The 18,669-nt window shown below is 59.8% G+C and carries 16 protein-coding genes and 3 pseudogenes; 10 read left to right on the top strand and 9 right to left on the bottom strand.

The window, feature by feature from the left end; translation table 11 throughout:
• Positions 1–669 precede the first annotated feature (669 nt).
• Together tenA and QA640_RS32220 are read left to right on the top strand one after the other, a co-directional pair.
• Entirely contained in the window at positions 670–1,344 is a 675-nt protein-coding gene (gene tenA, locus QA640_RS32225) for a thiaminase II (RefSeq protein WP_283036859.1), read from the top strand.
• Positions 1,345–2,366: 1,022 nt separating this feature from the next.
• Positions 2,367–2,814, top strand: a pseudogene (locus QA640_RS32220) (MaoC/PaaZ C-terminal domain-containing protein).
• Positions 2,815–3,001: 187 nt separating this feature from the next.
• Here QA640_RS32220 and QA640_RS32215 read toward each other — a convergent pair.
• The 4 genes and pseudogenes from QA640_RS32215 to QA640_RS32200 form a co-directional block, all read right to left on the bottom strand.
• Positions 3,002–3,463 (bottom strand): DUF3237 family protein, encoded by a 462-nt coding sequence (locus tag QA640_RS32215; protein ID WP_283036858.1) that lies wholly within the window; start codon positions 3,461–3,463, stop codon positions 3,002–3,004.
• A gap of 958 nt (positions 3,464–4,421) precedes the next feature.
• Positions 4,422–4,946: pseudogene (locus tag QA640_RS32210) on the bottom strand (transposase zinc-binding domain-containing protein); the annotation flags it as partial.
• Between the two features lie 9 nt (positions 4,947–4,955).
• Positions 4,956–5,831, bottom strand: a complete 876-nt coding sequence (locus QA640_RS32205; RefSeq protein WP_283036857.1) for a tyrosine-type recombinase/integrase — start codon at positions 5,829–5,831, stop codon at positions 4,956–4,958.
• A gap of 230 nt (positions 5,832–6,061) precedes the next feature.
• A pseudogene (locus tag QA640_RS32200) lies at positions 6,062–6,208 on the bottom strand (NAD(P)-binding protein); the annotation flags it as partial.
• Positions 6,209–6,810: 602 nt separating this feature from the next.
• On the opposite strand from QA640_RS32200, the gene QA640_RS32195 reads away from it, so the two are divergent.
• The 3 genes from QA640_RS32195 to QA640_RS32185 all read left to right on the top strand — a co-directional run bounded on the left by QA640_RS32195 (position 6,811) and on the right by QA640_RS32185 (position 11,609).
• On the top strand, positions 6,811–7,584 hold the full coding sequence (locus QA640_RS32195) for a 5-oxoprolinase subunit PxpA (RefSeq protein WP_283036856.1): 774 nt from the start codon (positions 6,811–6,813) through the stop codon (positions 7,582–7,584).
• A 64-nt stretch (positions 7,585–7,648) separates the two neighbouring features.
• On the top strand, positions 7,649–8,221 hold the full coding sequence (locus QA640_RS32190; RefSeq protein ID WP_283036855.1) for a hypothetical protein: 573 nt from the start codon (positions 7,649–7,651) through the stop codon (positions 8,219–8,221).
• Between the two features lie 721 nt (positions 8,222–8,942).
• Positions 8,943–11,609: an EAL domain-containing protein gene (locus tag QA640_RS32185; protein ID WP_283036854.1), complete on the top strand. Its 2,667-nt coding sequence runs from the start codon at positions 8,943–8,945 to the stop codon at positions 11,607–11,609.
• A gap of 490 nt (positions 11,610–12,099) precedes the next feature.
• On the opposite strand, the gene QA640_RS32180 is transcribed toward QA640_RS32185, so the two are convergent.
• The 4 genes from QA640_RS32180 to QA640_RS32165 form a co-directional block, all read right to left on the bottom strand.
• Positions 12,100–13,182, bottom strand: coding sequence for an adenylate/guanylate cyclase domain-containing protein (locus QA640_RS32180; protein ID WP_283036853.1), 1,083 nt, complete (start codon positions 13,180–13,182; stop codon positions 12,100–12,102).
• A 39-nt stretch (positions 13,183–13,221) separates the two neighbouring features.
• Positions 13,222–13,551, bottom strand: coding sequence for a hypothetical protein (locus QA640_RS32175; protein WP_283036852.1), 330 nt, complete (start codon positions 13,549–13,551; stop codon positions 13,222–13,224).
• A gap of 219 nt (positions 13,552–13,770) precedes the next feature.
• Positions 13,771–14,616 carry a Ku protein gene (locus QA640_RS32170; RefSeq protein ID WP_283036851.1) on the bottom strand — a complete coding sequence of 282 codons (846 nt, stop codon included), beginning with the start codon at positions 14,614–14,616 and terminating at the stop codon, positions 13,771–13,773.
• A gap of 121 nt (positions 14,617–14,737) precedes the next feature.
• Positions 14,738–15,022, bottom strand: a complete 285-nt coding sequence (locus QA640_RS32165; RefSeq protein ID WP_283036850.1) for a hypothetical protein — start codon at positions 15,020–15,022, stop codon at positions 14,738–14,740.
• 304 nt (positions 15,023–15,326) lie between these two features.
• Between QA640_RS32165 and QA640_RS32160 the strand changes: the two genes are divergently transcribed.
• The 5 genes from QA640_RS32160 (at position 15,327) to QA640_RS32140 (ending at position 18,041) form a co-directional block, all read left to right on the top strand.
• Positions 15,327–15,572, top strand: coding sequence for a hypothetical protein (locus tag QA640_RS32160; protein WP_283036849.1), 246 nt, complete (start codon positions 15,327–15,329; stop codon positions 15,570–15,572).
• Positions 15,573–15,746: 174 nt separating this feature from the next.
• The gene (locus QA640_RS32155) at positions 15,747–16,433 is read left to right on the top strand and encodes a Crp/Fnr family transcriptional regulator (protein ID WP_283036848.1); all 687 of its coding nucleotides are present in this window, start codon (positions 15,747–15,749) and stop codon (positions 16,431–16,433) included.
• Positions 16,434–16,579: 146 nt separating this feature from the next.
• On the top strand, positions 16,580–17,002 hold the full coding sequence (locus tag QA640_RS48390; protein WP_349253645.1) for a hypothetical protein: 423 nt from the start codon (positions 16,580–16,582) through the stop codon (positions 17,000–17,002).
• A gap of 577 nt (positions 17,003–17,579) precedes the next feature.
• The gene (locus QA640_RS32145; RefSeq protein WP_283036847.1) at positions 17,580–17,774 is read left to right on the top strand and encodes a hypothetical protein; all 195 of its coding nucleotides are present in this window, start codon (positions 17,580–17,582) and stop codon (positions 17,772–17,774) included.
• 117 nt (positions 17,775–17,891) lie between these two features.
• Positions 17,892–18,041 (top strand): hypothetical protein, encoded by a 150-nt coding sequence (locus tag QA640_RS32140; RefSeq protein WP_283036846.1) that lies wholly within the window; start codon positions 17,892–17,894, stop codon positions 18,039–18,041.
• 228 nt (positions 18,042–18,269) lie between these two features.
• On the opposite strand, the gene QA640_RS32135 is transcribed toward QA640_RS32140, so the two are convergent.
• Complete coding sequence (locus QA640_RS32135) at positions 18,270–18,659, bottom strand: hypothetical protein (protein WP_283036845.1); 390 nt, start codon at positions 18,657–18,659, stop codon at positions 18,270–18,272.
• Positions 18,660–18,669 lie beyond the last annotated feature (10 nt).

Below are 18,669 nucleotides of genomic sequence, written 5' to 3'. Positions count from 1 at the left end.
GATCACGTTCGCGCAGAAGCCAGCAAATTGCGCGTTAGCGGTCGTTAGCTGTTGCGATCCGGCGAAAAGGTCGACCGTTAGCGGACCGTTCGCTGAGAGGCACGCAGCGCCGGTCTTGCCGTTTCACGCGACAAGACCGCCGTAAATACGATCGAGAAGCGGAGACCATAGTCAGATCGGATGTGGCGCCTTAGTTTGCTCGCCCCCGAGGTATGCGGGCAAGTGACAAAAGTGGGGTTTTCCTGGTGCAGCGTTCTCGGCTCGATGATGCTGAGAACCTGACACCGCCGCCCTGATTTCGCGGCAGGACTCGAACCTGCAACTAGACCGTTATGAGCGGCGGGATATCGTTCAGCTTCGTTGATTTTCCTGCGCTTTTCGTGGAATTCGACCACGTTCGCTGCGATTCGTGCGGGTTGTTTCGGGTGCGAAACTGGTGCGGTTCGTCTGCAATCGAAACCTGGACTTAGGGCATGTGCCTTCTGTTCGTGATAATGTGAGAACGCAATCAGTCCCGGCAGTCCCGGCGAACGACGGCAAGCGAATTCCCTACGCCATCGTACCGGCTGATCGCGGCGGCCTGTCAAGGTCAGCGTCCACGCCGTTCGCAATGCGCTATCGGTAGCGAGCCGAGATGTTCATGGAAAAGCAAGTCAGGCGAAAAAGGTCGTGAGTTTCTTCGAGCGTCTAAAGACAGAAGCATCCGCTGAGTGGCGGGCCTACACCGAGCATCCCTTCACGAACGGATTGGCAGACGGCTCGCTCCCCGAAGCGGCGTTTCGGCACTACCTCGCTCAGGACTACCTGTTCCTCATCGAGTTTGCTCGCGCCTACGCGCTCTCGGTCTACAAGTCGCCCAAACTTGCCGACATGCGTGAAGCAGCGGCCGGCCTCTCGGCCATCCTTGATGTCGAGATGAACCTGCATGTGAAGCTCTGTGCCGGTTGGGGTCTGTCCCCGAGCGACCTTGAACAAACCCCTCCGGCGGTCGAGATGCTGGCCTATACACGCTACGTGCTCGAGGCAGGAATGCGCGGCGATCTGCTGGCACTCAAGGTGGCGCTTGCCCCCTGCGTGATCGGGTACGCGGAGATCGCAACGCGGCTCGCCTCGCGACCCGATGCGGGCGCTGCGACGAACTCCTATCGCGTTTGGATCGCCGAGTACGCCGGCGTGCCGTACCAGGAGGTCGCGGCGAAAGCGCGGGCGCACCTGGAGCATCTCGCCGATCTTTACGCCACACCGGCTCGCGAGGCAGAGCTGATTGCGATCTTCAAGGAAGCTACCCGACTCGAGGCAGACTTCTGGGAGATGGGCTGGCGCGCGGGCCAGCGTGTTGAATAACCCTTTCGGCAATCGTCAGGCTCATACCTGAAGGTCATAGGTTCAAATCCCATCCAGGATTTGAACCTATCGATCGATGGCCTTGAGTCGCAATTGACCCCGTAAAGTCAGAGTAGCGCGTGTTCAGATATCAGGCAGCGCAACGACTATGATCGTGCGACGAATGCCCATTTTCGGTCGGATAAGCCCAGGGGTGCGACCAGTAAGTCATTGACTGTTCTCTACCCGTCGCTATCAGCGGGTCCCAGGTTCGAGCCCTGGTGCGCCCACCATTGGAAATTCCTTATTTTCCAAGACCTTCGTGAAGAGATTGCCGAGAACAGAATGGGTCTCGTGCGACGTTTTTGGGGTCGGGCTTCTCCTTTGCTTCTGTGTCTTCACCCATTCGATACAGCGCGCAGGTCCGATGGTACACGTCGATTACGTGCTCGTCGTAGAATAGGATATTAGCGCGAGCAAAAAGGACAACGGCTACTGGCAGCGGGATCCATACGCCCGGCAACCTTGCGCGCATGTCGATTACCTATCAGGCCGGAGCATCGTGTGTGGATAGCGATGGATCGGCGGCGGTTTGCGCGTCGCCAGCAAAGCATTCCGACTGTGACTCAACTCGGCATCGGCATGAATCACAACCAGGCGTGCTCAATGGGACAGTACGCCGCGTTGTCTATTTCAGCCTTTCTGACTACACGCGATAGGCATGGGCGTCGTCGAGTATACCCCTTGCGTTATCCACGCGGGGCGGCTGGACGCCGTCGTCAGCTAGGCTTCGATCGCAATCGAACTTTCCAACTGCTCGGCCTTCTGCAACAGCTTCTTGCGTTAAGCTATTGAATCGCGACAAGTGCGTCCGCGCTCCGAGCGTGACGGCGGCCGGCTGTCTATTGGAATTCAGCACCACGATCGTGACCTGTGGGTTCGACTACCACTCTCTCCGCCATTTGCACGATTTTCTACGCCGAACTACGATTTTGCCGGGTTGGTGGCCTGTTGCCGTCTCTGCGCGTCGAACCGGGAGTTTCATGCCAATGATTGAATGGTTCGATGACCTTACCATAGGGATGAAATTCAAGACTGATGAGGCCGAGATCACCGCGCCAGACATCAAACGCTTTGCGGCGGAATTCGACCCGCAGCCGATGCATCTGGACGAACCGCTGAGACGCTTTTCAAAGGCCTTGCAGCATCGGGATGGCATACAGCCAGAATTGCAATGCGGCTGCTCGTTGAGACGCGACCGTTCGGTCCCCATCCCATCATTGGTCTTGGCGGTGGGTGCGTTGGATGGCCCCGGTCCGCCCGGGCGACGTCTGACGCATGGAGGGCGGGGTCAAAGACCTGACGCCCTCGAAGACCAAGCCCCAAGGCACCGTGGTCATGAAATGGACCATGTACAATCAACATGGGCAGGCTGTTTACGAGGTCACTCCCATCACGAGCAGCATCGGTTTGATGGCGGTCCATTCATAATCGCTAAGTTCGTAGCGCGTGATTCGAGGCTCCCGCGTCGGAGCTTGAACCATGTCCACGGTGGCGCCATCAAGCCGCAATAGCCCATCGCTGCGTCGCTAATGCTTGAATTTATTTCCGCTTTCGGTGGCACAGCTGACAGGGCCGGACTTGCTGCCGGCTCGACCGCGGTCGCGAATGCCCCTCGTCACTGCATAAACGACTCGACGTGTATCTTCGCCATCGCCAAGTCTACGGTGGCGAGACCCCAAATCTGCCTCGTGTTGACCCAATCATACTTCGGAGCTGCGGTGGTGAGACGCACGTTGGCAATGAGGTCCATCATCGGTTCATTCGTTCGCGGCGTTGCGACGCCCTCAATGTGCATTGCGATGCGATGGCCGTCTTCAGTTTCTATTGTGGCTCTGCCGTCGAGGTCAGTGCGTCTATCGGCACGCAGCTGGAGGTATTCGACACCACTACGAACTTTACCCGTGATGCGGCCTTTGATATCTCCCTCGAAAGCCACATCAATTCGTGCTCCCTGCAGGGGCACCTTTTCCTTGCCGCTTAGGAGTGCATCCAGCGTCACGCCGTAGTCGGTCATGCCGGTGATGTTGAAGTCGCACTCGTAAATCTTTTCGCCCCGCATTTTCTGAACCTCGGCCATCGTTCTCTCCTTTGGTTGGTAACGGTGTCGTTGTGCCGGATGGCGGCACTTCGCATGGCTTGAGCAGCATGCTGAACCAGCCACGCATCTCATTCGGAGAATTGGAGGGGACAGTCGACTTTGCCAACTTGCGGATGTGGAAGGAGCCCTGCCAAATCATGGAAGGCGGATCGGCTCGGGTCCCTAGACCCTCACCCTCGGGCGAAGAAGCCCCGCAAGGCCTATGGTTTATTGTCGCTGGAGAGTGGCTTGCGATGCAATCGAAACTGCTTGTGAGGACGGTAATGAGCACCAAGGGACCTGATACAATCTTCAGGCAGTTTCGGCGCTCCTGCGAACGATTGTCGGACTGAGGGGCTGAAGCACTGACTATCGCGCCACTGCGCAGCGCGTCGAGGATATGGGCCGCGAAAACACCGGTGCTCACCACGGCCAGAAATGCCGCTAGGAAGCCCATGAAGTCCATCCTCGCGCTATTCGAGGCTGCCGGCTTCGTGAGACAGAGCGCCAGACACCTACCTGGTCGAGGACAAGCACTGGCACCGCCCGCGTGAGGTTGGTGTCGCGGACCAACGTAAGTGTGCGATTGTCAAGGATCAGCCACTCGCCATCGACACGCGCTGCTACCACCGTATGATCCTCGTTCGGGAAGACCGTCGTTCATGAGAACGACCTGCTGTCGTGTGAAGCTTCAGCCGCATGACTGCGAGGACCGGAACAGGGTTGGCATTGCCCGGCATGCCAGGTGCTGCGATGCCCTTGGCCGGTCTTGGGCCACGCGGCCGCCGCCGCTCGGCGCCGATCCCTGAACCTCGACCGTAGCGGTAGCCCCGGCGACGAGTTCGTTGCGCTCATCGTCGCGGACGAGTTCGATCCGGACCGGGACCCGCTGGGCCAGCCGCACCCAGTTGAAGGTCGGATTGACGTTGGCAAGCAGGGTCGCGCCGGCGCTGCGCTGGCCGTCGGGTGCGATGCCGCCGCCCGGCACGATCATGTGCACATGCGGGTGATGGGTGAGCGCCGAGCCCCAGCTGTGCAGCACGGAGGTGATGCCGATCCTGGCACCAAGATGCTTCGGATCAGCGGCAATCGTCAGCATGGTCTCGGCCGACACCTTGAACAGGAGATCGTAGAGGGCGGCCTTGTTCTGGTAGGCGATGTCGGCGATCGCCACAGGCAGCGTGAACACGACATGATAGTACGGTACCGGCAACAGGTCGGCTTCGCGGTCGGCAAGCCATTCCTTCGCGGCGGCGCCTTGGCACTTCGGACAGTGCCGGTTGCGGCAGGAGTTGTAGGCGATGGTCGTGTAGGCGCAGTCCGCGCAGCGCGCGACATGGCCGCCGAGGGCTGCCGTGCGGCAGCGCTCGATTGCCGACATCACCTTGAGCTGGTCGAGGCTGACGTGACCGGCATGGGCCTTGCGCCACGCCGGACCATGGCTGCGGAAGATATCCGCAACCTCCAACGCCGAGCGCGACATTGCCGCGCGTCAGTTGGGCGGCCGGATCTCCTTGAGCTTGAGCGCGACCTGCTCCAACGGGCTCATGACCTCGCTGATCGTCTTGGTGGCGACGCGGGTATAGAGCGCCGTGGTGTCGAGCTTGGCGTGGCCGAGGAGGACCTGGATCACACGGACATCGATGTTCTGCTCGAGCAGATGGGTGGCGAAGCTGTGCCGCAAGGTATGCAGCGAGACGCGCTTCTTGATCTCCGCCATCTGGACCGCGGCGTGACAGGCACGATTGAGCTGGCGCGTGGTCATCGGCTGGGCCGGGTCGCGGCCCGGGAACAGCCAGCCCTGCGGGCGCGCCGCCTTCCACCAGGCGCGCAGCAGGTCGAGCAGGCTGGGCGAGAGCATGACGTTACGGTCCTTGCCGCCCTTGCCCTGCTCGACGCGAATGATCATGCGTTTGCTGTCGATGTCGGAAACCTTGAGCGAGACCACCTCGGTGGCGCGCAGGCCGGCGCCATAGGCCACGCTCAGCGCCGCCTTATACTTCAGCCCCGGTGCGGCATCGAGCAGGCGCGCCACCTCCTCGACGCTGAGCACCACCGGCAGCTTGCGCGGCTCGTGGATGACATGGGTGTGCTCGACGATCTCGTGGCGCCTGAGCGTGACCTTAAAGAAGAACCGCAATGTCGAGACGGTCTGGTTGATGGTCGGCGCGCCAACACCGCTCGCCGCCAGATGCAGCTGGTAGCGGCGCACGTCCTCGAAGCTCGCCGTATCGGGCGAGCGCCCGAGGAACGCCGCGAAGTTCTTGACCCTTTGCACGTAGTCATGTTGGGTCTTCGGGGCCAACTTGCGGATCGTCATGTCTTCGATCATGCGCCGGCGCAATGGGCTCACTGCCTCGTCGGTCATGGGGATGCTCCTGTCTTGAGTGAGGTTGTTGCAACCCCTCAATCTCAAGACAGGACGCCCCTTGGCGCTATCGGCTTGGCCGCCCCGCTTGCCGCAGCGCCTTACCGCGCGAGCGGTTTAGTCCCATGACCCATGTCAGACATCGACGAACCCTCTCGGTGACCAATGCCTACTGTGAACCGTCGGTCGTTCTAAGCCCTTGTGCGCAGCCAAAAATGACTGTCGTACCGCAAACCGTCCCACCGTTCCGAGCGCCAGCGTTCTGCGATGCGCTGCCGTTCCAGCACGAGATGCGCGCGGCCGCGCTTGCTGAGCTGGGCGCTCATCGCAATTCCCGCCTGGCCTCCGCCGATAATCAGTGTCTCAATTTGTTCAATCGTTGCCCGCCCTTAGTTCGTGTTTGGTGGGTCCATTCCCGCTGCACGAAATCAATAGCCGTTAGCGTTTGCTAGCTTCGCTAACTCCAAACCGTGTGTGCGACCCTCCGCAATGCCCTGGGCTATCGCCCTGGCAACGATTTCAGCCTCATCTGGAGGGAGCTGGTCGAGGAGCTTCCACGTGCGCGCGATTTGCCAAGCGCGCTCCAAGTCCCCGTATAAAGCGACAGGAGGAGGCGGTTTGATTGGCATTTCCGTAACTCCACAACCGCAGTGTGATGAGCCTACATTGAGTTGGACGGGTTGAGGTATGCGTTTGCTCGCCGATTTTCGCACTTTGCCTTTCGCAGATGCATGAGTCCGGATTTGTGCCCAAATGCGAAGTCCGAGTGGGCTTTGAGATGGTCCGCCAATCGGGGTAGAGGGGAAGTCACGGGCCGCCGACCTACGGCCCGTGGCGCCTGTCTTGAAGGCAAGGCCGGGGCACTCCCTTGAACCTCCAGTTCGCTATCGCGACCCACAGGTAGGGACAACGCATCCCCTCTCGAGAGAGCGTTGTTTTGGAATCGCACTAATTGATCGTTTTCCGGAGGCGACAAATAATGATCAGAATCAATCTAAATGCCGATATGGCAGAGGGCTTCGGCGCATACGACATCGGTGATGACTTTGGTATCCTCAAGGTAATCGGTTCTGCGAACATCGCTTGCGGCTTTCATGCTGGTGACCCGAGCACCATGCGTCGAGTTGTGACAGAAGCCAAACGGCAAGGCGTGAGCATAGGCGCTCATCCTGGCTTCAACGATTTGTGGGGCTTTGGTCGGCGTCGGATCGATACAAAACCAGCGGACCTCGAGTACATGATTGCGTACCAGATTGGTGCTCTACAGGCGATCGCCGCTTACGCAGATGCCAAAGTCACTCATCTGAAGCCGCATGGCGCACTCAACAACATGGCTGCCGAAGACGCGGATTATGCATTGGCCATCGGGCGCGCGATCAAGACGGCAGATCCCAGTATCATTTACGTGGCATTGGCCGGTTCAGAGATGGAGAAAGCCGGAAGACATCTCGGCTTGCGTGTTGCCTTGGAAGGATTTTGCGATCGGCAGTACGAAGATGACGGCAACCTGACTTCTCGCAAAATTCCAGGATCGGTCATCAAGGATCCTGCTGTTGCAGCGAAGCAGGTTCTCGACATGGTCATGAACAATTTCATTACGTCTCGGCATGGGAAGAGGGTTCCGTGCAAGGTTCACACTTTGTGCGTACATGGTGATGAGCCGACAGGCGTGACTACGGCACGTGCCGTCCGAGACGCCTTGGAACAAGCCGGCGTCAGGCTGGTAACCTTGCCGGAAATGCCCCTCGAATAGTTATCGCCGAGTCTCCCTGAACCCTGAATCGACGCAGTGGTCGTAGGGCAAACTGGCGCGCCGCATGCAGCGGCGGCTCGACGCTCGGCAAGGCGGCGCTCTTCGACAGCGGGCTGAAAACGGAATTTGCCGGTTTCGACACTATGATCGTGCTCCGTCGCAGCTCGGCCGTCTTGATACTGAAAAACCTGCCCCCGCTGTCGTGTTCGCGACGCTATTCTTTCTGGAAACGTTCTTCCCCGAGCGGCTCACCATCCCCATCACCGCCATGCTGACGAGCGCGGTGCTGCCCCTGACGATCGACAACCAGCTCGGCGATGTTGGCTACACGGTCGCGGTCGAAAAACTGTTCTACGTCTTCCTCGCGCCGTGCTTGATGACGATGTTGGCCGGCTTCGGCCATGAGCGATTGCGGCACGCCGGGAGGAAGCGCCTGTGCGGCGGCCCGGATCGCACCGCCCAGATCCTCTATGTCGGAACGGCGCTCGCGGCTACCGCCTTGTTCTGGTGGCGCTATGCCCTGGGATTCTCGCCAATCGTAGGGTACGGACAGAGCAGAGATGGCGTCGACTTGCTGGGGCGTCGCTCCATTGGCAAAAAAAGAGGCCGATGGCGTTGGTTGCCATCGGCCCAATGACCTGACGGCGCCCACGCAAGGCACCGAAGAACGTCTCGGGAGGTAAGCGCTCGTCACAGGTCCCCCGTCGCGTGCGCGTTCGGGGTTGACGCGTGGGGGAGCGACGAGACCAATCTATATCACCGCTATTAAGGCTTCTGGTACGGAGTTGCCGTGAACTTCCCCGGCTGCCGCCGGGAACGGATTTTTCTCGTCAGAGACAGGCGCCCCAAAACCTGCCTAAGAGACGAGACCTATGCGCAGAGACGCAAGAGCCGCCCTCACCGATCGCGAAAACCGGCTGAAAATAGGCCTTTCCGCAGGTTGGTCTTCCACGGCGAGTTTCGAACCTGGGACCCACCGATTAAGAAGTTCGTTGGACTTGCATTTGCCATGGCTCGACGATCAGTGGGCGTCCGGCTGTCGCAACGGGGCTGACCTTTGGCGCCGTTTAAAGGCGCGTGGCGTCGCACGGACGACGGCTCGGACCGGCAGCTCTTTCTCCCGGACATCGGATGTTGTCGGATATCCCTTGTTATGGAAGAACTCGGCCATCGAACCGACTTCAGAACTGGACGTCGAACCGACGCTTTTTTTGATGTCAGCTGTGCACTGTCAATCATCGTTCTCGAACGCCGACTCGAGCAGCACCGAAGTCATGTAATCGTTTACGATTTCGTTACCTTCGATGGTAACGAGCTCTTGTGGAGTCTTGTGCATTTTGCATCCCACAGGGGGCTGCATGAGCACATCAATCCGTTTCAAGGCGCGCATGCGCGCGCTGGTTCGTCACTGGGGCGGGGCGCCGCTAACTTGGCTGATCGTTGGCGGGTTCGTGCTAATGGCCGCGACCGCGATCGGCACGGCGCTGACTGTCGATCGCTTTCGTCGGAGCGCGATCGAAAGCGGCCGCGACAGCCTCGAGAGCACCGTGCGACTCCTTGCGCGGCATTTTGACCGTGAGTTTGCAGATTTCTCGGCACTGCAGAAGAGCATCATCGCGGAGCTCGAAAGCCGTGACATCGATTCCCCGGACACGTTCCGGAGCGAAATGGCGACGCTCGCCATGCATGAGGTGCTGCGCGCCAAGGCCAGCGGTTGGTCCGATGTCGCCGGGGCCAATGTGTTCGATTCCAATGGCGTGTTGATCAACTCGTCGAAGTACTGGCCGGTCGCCGATATCAAGATCTCCGATCGAGGCTATTTCAACCGCCTGAAAAATGATCCGGCCTCGCAGCAAGAGGTCGAGGTCGTTCCCGGTCGTTTCGGCAGCGGGCAAGCGATTGTATTCGCCCGACGCATCTCTGGCCCGCGCGGAGAATTCCTGGGCGTTGTGTCCCGCGCGATCACACCGGACCTGCTGGAAGAGTTCTTCGCCTCGACAGGTCTTAGCGGAGAGTCTTCCATCGCGATGCACCATCAGAATGGGCAGTTGCTCGCACGCGTTCCACATGTCGAAGCGATGATCGGCCAAAACTTCCATAGAGGTTCGGCTGAGCAGATGGCTGTCTTCGACCGTCCTTTCGTCACCACCCAGCTCGCAAGCCCGGTCGACGGCAAGGATCGACTGGTCGCCTCGCAGATGCTCACTGACGAGCCGCTGGTCGTGGTTGCGACCAGGACATTAGATGCGACGCTCGTGACCTGGCGCACGCAGACAAAATTCTTCGTTGCCGTGGCGGTGGTATCGATCTTGCTATTGGTCCTAACGCTCTATTTGATCTTCCGCCAGATGACGAGGCGGCTTTCAATCGAGAAGCAGCGATTGGATACCGCGATGAACACGATGACGCAGGGTCTCCTGATGTTCGACCAGGACGAGCGGCTCATCGTCTGCAACCGTCGTTATATTGAGATGTACGGGCTGTCGGCCGACGTGGTGAAGCCGGGCGCCTATTTCCGCGACGTGATCAAGCACCGGCACGACACCGGCTCATTCTCCGGTGACGTCGATTCCTATTGCGACGGCATCTTGGCTGCCGTCGGCCGCTTGCAGAGCTCCGTCGTGGAAACCCGTGACGGTCGGCTGATCGAGGTCAGGAACCAACCGAGCGCCTCGGGCGGATGGCTTGCCACCCATGAAGACGTCACCGAGCGCGTCCGCGCCGACGAACGAATCGCGCACATGGCGCATTACGACGCACTGACCGATCTCCCCAACCGCGTGCTGATGCGCGGGCACCTGGAACGCCGGGTGGCGGAGCTCGCCGAGGGCAAGCCGTTCGCGATCCTCTATATCGACGTCGACGAATTCAAGGGCGTTAATGACTCGCTCGGGCACGAGATCGGCGACGAGCTGCTGCGCCAAGTCGCAAACCGCCTGCGCAGCTGCGTTGGCCCACACGATCTTGTCGCGCGACTTGGAGGCGACGAATTCGCGGTCATCAAGGCGGACACGGGCGACCGAGCCGAGTTAACGGTGTTGGCGGATCAGATCTTGAAAACGCTGCGCGCGCCCGTGAACTGCAAGGGTCAGGAGATTCCGATCGACGCCAGCATCGGCATCGCAATCGCGCCGGAACATGGCGACAATCTCGACGAATTGCTTAAGCGTGCGGATCTGGCGATGTATGCCGCAAAATCCGATGGCCGCCGCACATTCCGCTTTTTTGCAGCGGAATACGACGCCAAGGTTAGGCAGCGACGTCAGCTCGATTTCGATCTGCGGCAGGCGCTCGCCAATAGCGAATTCGAGGTGCACTACCAGCCGCTGGTCGATCTCGCGGCGAATGTCGTGACAGGCTGCGAGGCGCTACTCAGATGGCACCACCCCGAACGCGGCATGGTTTCGCCTGCAGAGTTCATCCCGCTCGCCGAGGAGACCGGACTGATCGGCGAGATCGGCGAATGGGTGCTGAAACAGGCCTGCACCGAGGCGGCGAACTGGCCGGGCCAGATCCGGGTCGCAGTCAACGTTTCGCCGGTGCAGTTCCGCTCGAAGACACTGGCGCTCAAGGTCGCCGCTGCACTGAACGAATCCGGCCTGGCGCCGGGACGGCTGGAGCTTGAAGTTACCGAAACAGTCTTGATCCGCGATGACGAAGAGGCACTCACCATCCTACAGCAACTGCGCGAGCTCGGCGTGCGCATCGCGCTCGATGATTTCGGTACCGGCTATTCGTCATTGAGCTATCTGCACCGCTTTCCCTTCGACAAGATCAAGATCGACCGTAGTTTCATCAGCGATATCGGTGAGCCCGAAGATTCCTCGCCGATCGTCCAGGCCGTTGTGCATATGGCCGCGGCTCGCCACATGGCAACCACCGCCGAAGGCGTTGAGACCGAGGCGCAGCGCGAGATCCTGCGACGGCTCGGCTGTAGCCAAATGCAGGGCTATTTGTTCAGCCCGGCCATCCCGGCATCCCGGCTGAAGCGGCTGCTTTCGGCTCACCAAGCCTCAGCGGCCTAAGCCCTTCAGGACTGGTGACCGCGTCCGATCAGACGCGAACACAGGTGTTATGGAAGGCCATTGGCCGATTTGATACGTTCAGCGGACCTACAGCATTTGGGTCGGACATCAGGGCCAACAGGAAACAGCGCTGCTTGACCGCTCACTGAACTTGCACGTCCTTGTGGCCTCTGGCGCGGCTCAAGCCTGGAATGCCTCAGAACAAGATTAGCGGAAAAGCCGCCGCCCGGTTTAGAACGGCGACGGCTTCTTCTTTGCGCGCTCAGACGGCCGCGACTACCCGCCGCGTCGCATGAAGGAAACGGTTAGCGGGCGCTGCGACGCCATCAATTGGATGGCGCTCCTGTTCATCGACTAGACGTTCGAGGTAGGGCGGCAGAGGCGATGCCGCGGGAGCTTCAAACGGCGCCCACTCCTTGGCACTCTCGTGCCGGTGGAGGAGTCCACAGCATCAACAGCAGACCTCCTCAAGCTCGATGTTGTTTGCCTTTCAGAAAGGATCAGGCGGCTCATTGTCGAGAGCAACTTCGCACAGTCGATACACTGCGATCCCGACAAGTGGTGGCTTTGGCAAAGGTTGTAGGGCGACAGGCTGGAGTCGGTTGTGCCATGGCGTGCCAAAGAGCGCACTGTAGACGGCGTCGGTTACGAAGATCCCATTCTCACTGTCCGACAAGAGCTTGCTCGATGCGCTCTGCAATTGCGACGCAATCCAGACATCGCGACCATAGAGAAAGGAACGGAATGCGTAGAGTGTGCCGCGGTGCAACGCGATACTGATCGTGCAGTCGAACTGCTCCAGGTGCCGGATTGCGTCCCACTTACAGATCAGGCGCTCTACCCCCGCCATGGCCTGCGCAGCCTCGGCAAATGTTATGCAATAGGAGTCGCCTTGGTTGAAGCGAACCGTGCCCCCGAATTCTTGTGCCGTCCCGTAGGTCACCGCATCGAGCATGTCGAGGATGCGCTCGATTTTGGTGACATGCCCGGCATCCATGATCTTGCCGAAGCCGTGAAGATCTACGAAGAGGATGTAGATCCCAGGAATGACGCGTGTGCGATGCCGCTGCTCGATGCGGTAGACCGGCATCGGCTCGACAAAGCCCTTCAGCACAAAATTCTCAACGAGCGCGGTCTGGACCTCCGCTGATGCTAAGGCGAGCCGAGCTCCAGCCGTGAGATAGATTTCATCGGGCGGCGTGATCGCTTCAACGCGGGTCGCGAGCGCAAAAACGTCGCCGATGAAGTCGTCGTCCTGAACAGCGATGTCACCGAGCGCAATAACGATGCGAATCGAGAGACGATCCTGGGCTCGGTTTGGCTGCGCCAGTCGTAACTCTTCCTGCACTGCTATCGCAGCTTTGGCAGCACTAGTGACACTGAGGAATTCCAGCCAATACCCGTCTCCCGCGGGTTTGATGATACGGCCGCCGTGTTCGGCGGCATGGCGCGCCAGAAACGTGCGATGTTCGCCCAGTAGCGCCTGAAGATCGGTGGTCAGCAGTTCACGGAACCGCGACGTCGAGCCGCTGATGTCAGTCTTCATAACGACGGTGGTTCGAAGCTGATTCATCTCTGACGATCCTCTACGCCGTGAGCAGCCTACGACAATTCAGCGCTGTTTGGCAGAGGAGCGGCGCAAGATCTGATCCCACCGCCGCTTATGCACTGACGACCATTCCCCACCGCGCGCAGCCGGAATGCCTTGATCATTCAGCCCCGCCGCAATGGCTCTCAGACTCGTTTTCCCGGTCGCCTGCAGCTCTTTGATGATGGGGGCAAGGTCAGCAACCCTTGCCTCGGTGCGTGCCTGTAGCGCCTCGGCAGACAGCTTGCGCATGCGTACAGTAGGCATTGCTCCGCGAAAACCACCAAGCTTTGCGCCGCGCAGCTTCGCGGCTTGTAGGTGGCGTCCATGCTGGGGCGGAGTTAGGCGGTTCATGGACGCGCCTCTTTGCGCCATTTGAGAGCTGGAGGCGGCCCGTGACGCCCCCGTCGACCGTCGCGTCGATTACTTGATTTTCAGCGGTGGCCGGCCAGGTCGCCCCCCGTCGGCGACACGGCTTGGCTTCGGTACTTGATCTCGTGGAGCCAGTCCTTTCCGGCGGGAACGGATATGCCGCGGGTGGGAATACAGGGCTGAAAGATGTGCGCGGGCACGTTAGCCCGCCTTGCGCTTTTTCGCCGCCTTCTTTGCTGGCGTCTTGGTCCGCCGTGCCGCCGGCGCGCCCTTCTCGGAGGAGAGGCTTTGGCGAAGCGCGTCCATCAAGTTGATGACGTTACCGGGCGCGGCCCTTTTCACCGCGGCGATCGGCAGGCCCTTCTGCTTCTTGGCGAGCAGCTCGGCAAGCGCCGCCTCGTAATGGTCCTCGAATTTCTCCGGCTCGAAATGGCCGCTCTTCTGCTCGACGATGTGCTTTGCGAGGTCGAGCATATCCTTGGTGACCTTGACGTCCTGGATGTCGTCAAAATATTCCGCCGCGTCGCGCACCTCATAGGGGTAGCGCAGCAGCATGCCGACGAGACCCTTGTCGCGGGCTTCCAGCGCAATGACGTGCTCGCGGTTAGTCAATACCACACGGGCAAGCGCGACCTTGTCGAGCGAGCGGATGGTCTCGCGGATCACGGCGAAGGCGTCATGGCCAACCTTGCCGTCGGGGACGATGTAATAGGGACGCACGAGGTACAGGTCGTCGATCTCATTCCGCGGCACGAACTCGTCGATCTCGATGGTGCGGGTGGATTCCAGCGCGATGTTCTCGATCTCGTCCTTGCTGACCTCAAGATAGCGGTCCTTATCGACCGGGTAGCCCTTGACGATGTCTTCGTTGGAAATTTCCTCGCCGGTCTCGGCATCGACCTTGAGGTAACGAATTCGGTGCCCGGTCTTTTTGTTGATCTGGTTGAAGCTGATCTTTTCGGATTCCGAGGTCGCTGGAAATAACGCGATCGGGCACGTCACCAGCGACAGCCGCAAAAACCCCTTCCAATTGGCGCGCGGGGCCATGAACGCAAAACTCCACCTGTGCTGAATAGACACAATATAGGCGGAGGCGGGGGAAGTGGAGTCTTCGGAGAGACCGTCAACTAAACCGGTCTTGTGCTTTGCAGCACAATTGAGCCCTTCCTCAGTCGCTCCTGCAGTCCGGGCAGCTTTCGCCAATGCTGAACCTGATCTCCTCCAGCGCCGCCATGCAGGCCTCGGGCGTGGCGCCGGGGAACGCGGTCCGCCAAGCTTCCTCGCGCGCTCGATTCCAGGCGTCGGGATCGGCGCGGTCGCTGCGATGGCCGTGGTGCTCGCATTCGCTCACTGCGCCTTGCTCGATCAGCGTACCGAGCGCCCAGCCTTGCAACGTGCGATAGGCGGTGCGGGTGGCATTGAGCGGCAGCTTGCGTTGCGAATGGAGCGGCATGGTCGTGGCCTCGAATCAACTACACCGCTCAACTATACCATCGACGTCAACCTCGCCGCGCGAGCAGCCGAGTTATGCCCGCTGTTTGATCTGGGAACAGGCCCCGAACTTTCCCGGGGCGACATGATCGTCGTGCGTTATGCCGACGATCTAGTGATCGGCTTCGAGCATAAGGACGACGCACAGCGTTTCCTCGATGCGATGCGTGACAGGCTTAGGGAATCGACGGCGGCGACTTCACCAATTTCGAATGGAAGTTCGGCGGAGGCGTCACCTATCCGCCGGAAGCGAGATGGAGGCAATGATGGGCCGCAAGGTCCTCGTCGTCTTCGACGAGCACGATTTCGAGCAGCTCGAGATGCTGGCCAAGCTGCGCAAGATCAGCATTGCCGAACAGGTCAGGCGCATGTGCCGCGCGCCCAGCTCGACCGCACTGCCTGGGCGGATCAGAAGGCAGGCGTGCGATGCGCGATCCCGGTCCCGCCGTCGATTGCTTATTGCGAGCCGTCTGGACCTTCGCGGAGTGGTGACAGCAAATCCATGTGGATGAGCGCACGAACGCCTGCCTGGACCCCCCTTGTGCTTGCATGGCAACATAAGAATTGCGAGGAACGGATCGACCTCGTCCGACTTTGTCGTCACGTACCCCTTCCGTGGTAACGCCCTCGGAGCGTTGATTTACCCCCTGCGGACCGGCCCGACCGATCGGGCGATAGGTGCGCAAGTGGACGATCCTCTTCGCAACAAGCTCTTGGCCCTTCTTTCCCTCCGGGACCTCAAGTCTGTAAGGGAGAGGTCGTCGGTCGTCGGGTATGCACAAGGTGATGTTGTTCAAAAGGAGGGGCAGGAAATCACGGCCGTTCACTTCCCGCTATCGGGCATGTTCTCGCTTTTGGTCGTGCTGAAAGATGGTCGGACGGCCGAAACCTCCGTCGTCGGGCGGGAAGGCATGATCGGAGCCCGTGCGGGCCTTGGCCCGCCGCACGCATCCCTCGTTCGCATCGTCGCCCAACTACCGGTTCAAGCCTTGAAAATTTCAGCGAAGGAGTTTCGGAACTTGGTGACGGTCAGCGCGCCTATGGCGAAGCTGTGTGTCAAGAGTACTGACGTATTGCTCGACCAAACCAGGATGACAGCTGCCTGCAATTCGCTGCATGGCGTCGAACAGCGCTTCTGTCGGTGGTTGCTCCACACGGCGGACCGCGCGGAAAGCGATCACTTCGTACTGAAACAGGAGCTACTGTCCGAGATGCTGGGCGTGCACCGCACATACGTCACGGATGTCGCAAACAGGCTGCAAAAACGAGGAGCCATCGCCTATTCGCGGGGAAAACTCCAGATCCTGGATCGCAGCCTCGTGCGAGGTTTATCGTGCGAGTGCTATGGCCTTCTCAAGCGAAATAGTTCCTAGCATTTCTTTCGAGTTGGCGAATATTTACGTCGACAACCAGACATAACGGGTATCTACTTCTTCGATCACCGCACCGTCCTTAAGGCAGTTATCGGTGATGAGAACGCCGGTTGCGCTCCCGCCCCAACTCAAATGGAGCAGCGCCGATGCGACGCCGTTTCAAACAAACCAGCACCCTCGAACAGCGGCTGCTCGAACAGGCAGAACGTCTGCGGCAGCGGGCCCAAGCCACTCCGCCCGGCGTTGAACGCGAAGGACTTTTGCGTCGTGCGCGCCAAGCCGAGACCGCTTCCCACGTCAACGACTGGCTTCGTCCAAGGAATTGCGGCCGTCAACCTAGCGCGGAGCAATTCAATATGGTCGGATACCGAGCATTTATTATCGGCGAGGATGGTCACATCTGCGATGCGCGGGTGATTGAGGCGGCCAGTGATGAAGCCGCCGTCAAGGCCGCACGGCGCTTCATCAATCGCCACGGCACCGAGATATGGCAACTCGATCGCAAGGTTGCGATCCTTGACGCCGATGATGCAGCGCCGAGTGCTGCCGCCACGCTCCCGCCTGCTTGATAGCGAAGCAACGCGATGTTCATTCTAATCGACAATCCGGAGCGCCGCGCCGAGCTGATCTCGCGAGTTCGGGCCCGTATCGATTGCGAAATTGAAGAGGCGAGCGAAGCGCTGTGCGAAGGTCGCCCAGCGACCCGCGCCTTACGCTTGCTTGAGACGTTCACAAAAATTCTGGCAGCGCTTGAGATGCAAAAGTGATCCGGCCTCGATTGGCTTCCTTTGGCATTGCCGAATGTCACCTGTTGGCTCAACTCGAACCTCTGGTGAGGTCCGGTATTGCGCCGCTATCAGGGCACTGCGGACCACATACGCGCCCTGAATCGCGAAGGCGAACTGCCGAGTAGTCCCGCCCCAAGCGAAGGAATATGTGGGGAAAGGGAATACGACGCTTGGCGCGATCTAGAGGTCGTCGAGCTAAGGCCGCTTCTCACCTGAGAGAGTGGCTGACCTCGCCCGGACTACAACCACCAAAATAGGCGCAGTTGGACCAAAATAGGCGCAGTTGGACATGGCTTTGATCGACTGCTGCAAGAGCACGTAGACCTGGGCCCATGAGGATTAGCGTAGGAGGTCTCCCATGATACTTACCGGCTCTGGTGTATCTACGGGCTCGTTCGTCGTTCTGGAAATTGCCGATGAAGAAAAGGCCTTTGAGGTAGCGCGACGGATCGCTGAAAGCACTGGACGTGAAGTGACTGTCCGCGATGCGAACTGGATAGAGTTGGCAATCATTCCGGGTGGAAAGAAGCACTGGGAAAGGCTCGACCCCTAAAAGTTCAGAGATGGGCGAGCCAACCCGAGTGAGCGCCTTAATTCTGGCCAATATTTTTCAAGGTTCCTAGCAACCATGGACCGCGTTCGGCGTCATTGCTCAATTGCGGAGCGCGCTGTGGCCGACCACGAGGAACAGCAACAGCTTCAAGATCAGATCATGCGCTACCGCATGATGGAGCGCGACGTGACTGATCCGCTTGCGCTTGCCCTGCTGCACGACGTCGTTGCAGAATTAGAGGCGGCACTGCGGCTGGCTGACGAGTAGCGTTCCGTTCGCCGACGCCCGCACCAATTGATTTGCGCTTTCTTTCGCCGTTTCTTCGTCGGCGCAGTACAGGGCAAGACCCTTGTCCAATTCGAGCAGTTCGACCTTGAGCGCATGGTAAAGCCGAGTGAGATCAGCGCATTGTGGGCGTCGGTCCATGACATCGCGCGAGAGACGTATATCGACGATGCTGCGATAGTAGGCGCGCCAGTTTCTCAGAGTACGCCATTACTTGGCCCTCCGTAATCGGCGCAGTGCCACGTTGACGTCATGTATGAGCTTGCGGCCCTTTGGTGACAGGTAGGCCCGGCGCTTGCGCAGATCCCACGGGTCGCGCTCCTGAGTGATCAACTCCAGACCCTTCTCGCGTTGGCGATTGAGGTCGCCGATGTCGAGCAGGTTGCGCGTCATCACGGTTGAGCTGATGTCGACCTGATCGGCGTACTCGGACACGCCTAGGCCCTCCTTCTTGCAGACCAGCAGGAACGCCCTGATGTACGCGGCAGGTAGCACAGCGTGCTCCAGCTCGAAGAAGGGTTTGAGTGCCAGGAACAGCGTCTCCGCTGCCTCGATTTCTTCTTCGCTGATCGAAGGCTTGGTCTGGCTAGTAGCGAGCATATGGGGCCTC

The sequence above is a fragment of the Bradyrhizobium sp. CB82 genome, from assembly GCF_029714405.1.
In the GTDB taxonomy this organism is placed as follows: domain Bacteria; phylum Pseudomonadota; class Alphaproteobacteria; order Rhizobiales; family Xanthobacteraceae; genus Bradyrhizobium.
Note: the sequence above shows the minus strand (reverse complement) of the source record. Positions and strands in the feature narration are given on the sequence as shown.

What these genes read in the sequence shown, in the direction of transcription:
- QA640_RS32185 (WP_283036854.1), top strand. Translation starts at nt 8,943, where the DNA reads ATGAGCACATCAATCCGTTTCAAGGCGCGCATGCGCGCGCTGGTTCGT.
- QA640_RS32165 (WP_283036850.1), bottom strand. Translation starts at nt 15,022, where the DNA reads ATGCCGCTCCATTCGCAACGCAAGCTGCCGCTCAATGCCACCCGCACC.
- QA640_RS32195 (WP_283036856.1), top strand. Translation starts at nt 6,811, where the DNA reads ATGATCAGAATCAATCTAAATGCCGATATGGCAGAGGGCTTCGGCGCA.
- QA640_RS32170 (WP_283036851.1), bottom strand. Translation starts at nt 14,616, where the DNA reads ATGGCCCCGCGCGCCAATTGGAAGGGGTTTTTGCGGCTGTCGCTGGTG.
- QA640_RS32205 (WP_283036857.1), bottom strand. Translation starts at nt 5,831, where the DNA reads ATGACCGACGAGGCAGTGAGCCCATTGCGCCGGCGCATGATCGAAGAC.
- QA640_RS32190 (WP_283036855.1), top strand. Translation starts at nt 7,649, where the DNA reads ATGCAGCGGCGGCTCGACGCTCGGCAAGGCGGCGCTCTTCGACAGCGG.
- QA640_RS32135 (WP_283036845.1), bottom strand. Translation starts at nt 18,659, where the DNA reads ATGCTCGCTACTAGCCAGACCAAGCCTTCGATCAGCGAAGAAGAAATC.
- QA640_RS48390 (WP_349253645.1), top strand. Translation starts at nt 16,580, where the DNA reads ATGCGACGCCGTTTCAAACAAACCAGCACCCTCGAACAGCGGCTGCTC.
- QA640_RS32175 (WP_283036852.1), bottom strand. Translation starts at nt 13,551, where the DNA reads ATGAACCGCCTAACTCCGCCCCAGCATGGACGCCACCTACAAGCCGCG.
- QA640_RS32160 (WP_283036849.1), top strand. Translation starts at nt 15,327, where the DNA reads ATGGGCCGCAAGGTCCTCGTCGTCTTCGACGAGCACGATTTCGAGCAG.
- QA640_RS32145 (WP_283036847.1), top strand. Translation starts at nt 17,580, where the DNA reads ATGATACTTACCGGCTCTGGTGTATCTACGGGCTCGTTCGTCGTTCTG.
- QA640_RS32180 (WP_283036853.1), bottom strand. Translation starts at nt 13,182, where the DNA reads ATGAATCAGCTTCGAACCACCGTCGTTATGAAGACTGACATCAGCGGC.
- QA640_RS32215 (WP_283036858.1), bottom strand. Translation starts at nt 3,463, where the DNA reads ATGGCCGAGGTTCAGAAAATGCGGGGCGAAAAGATTTACGAGTGCGAC.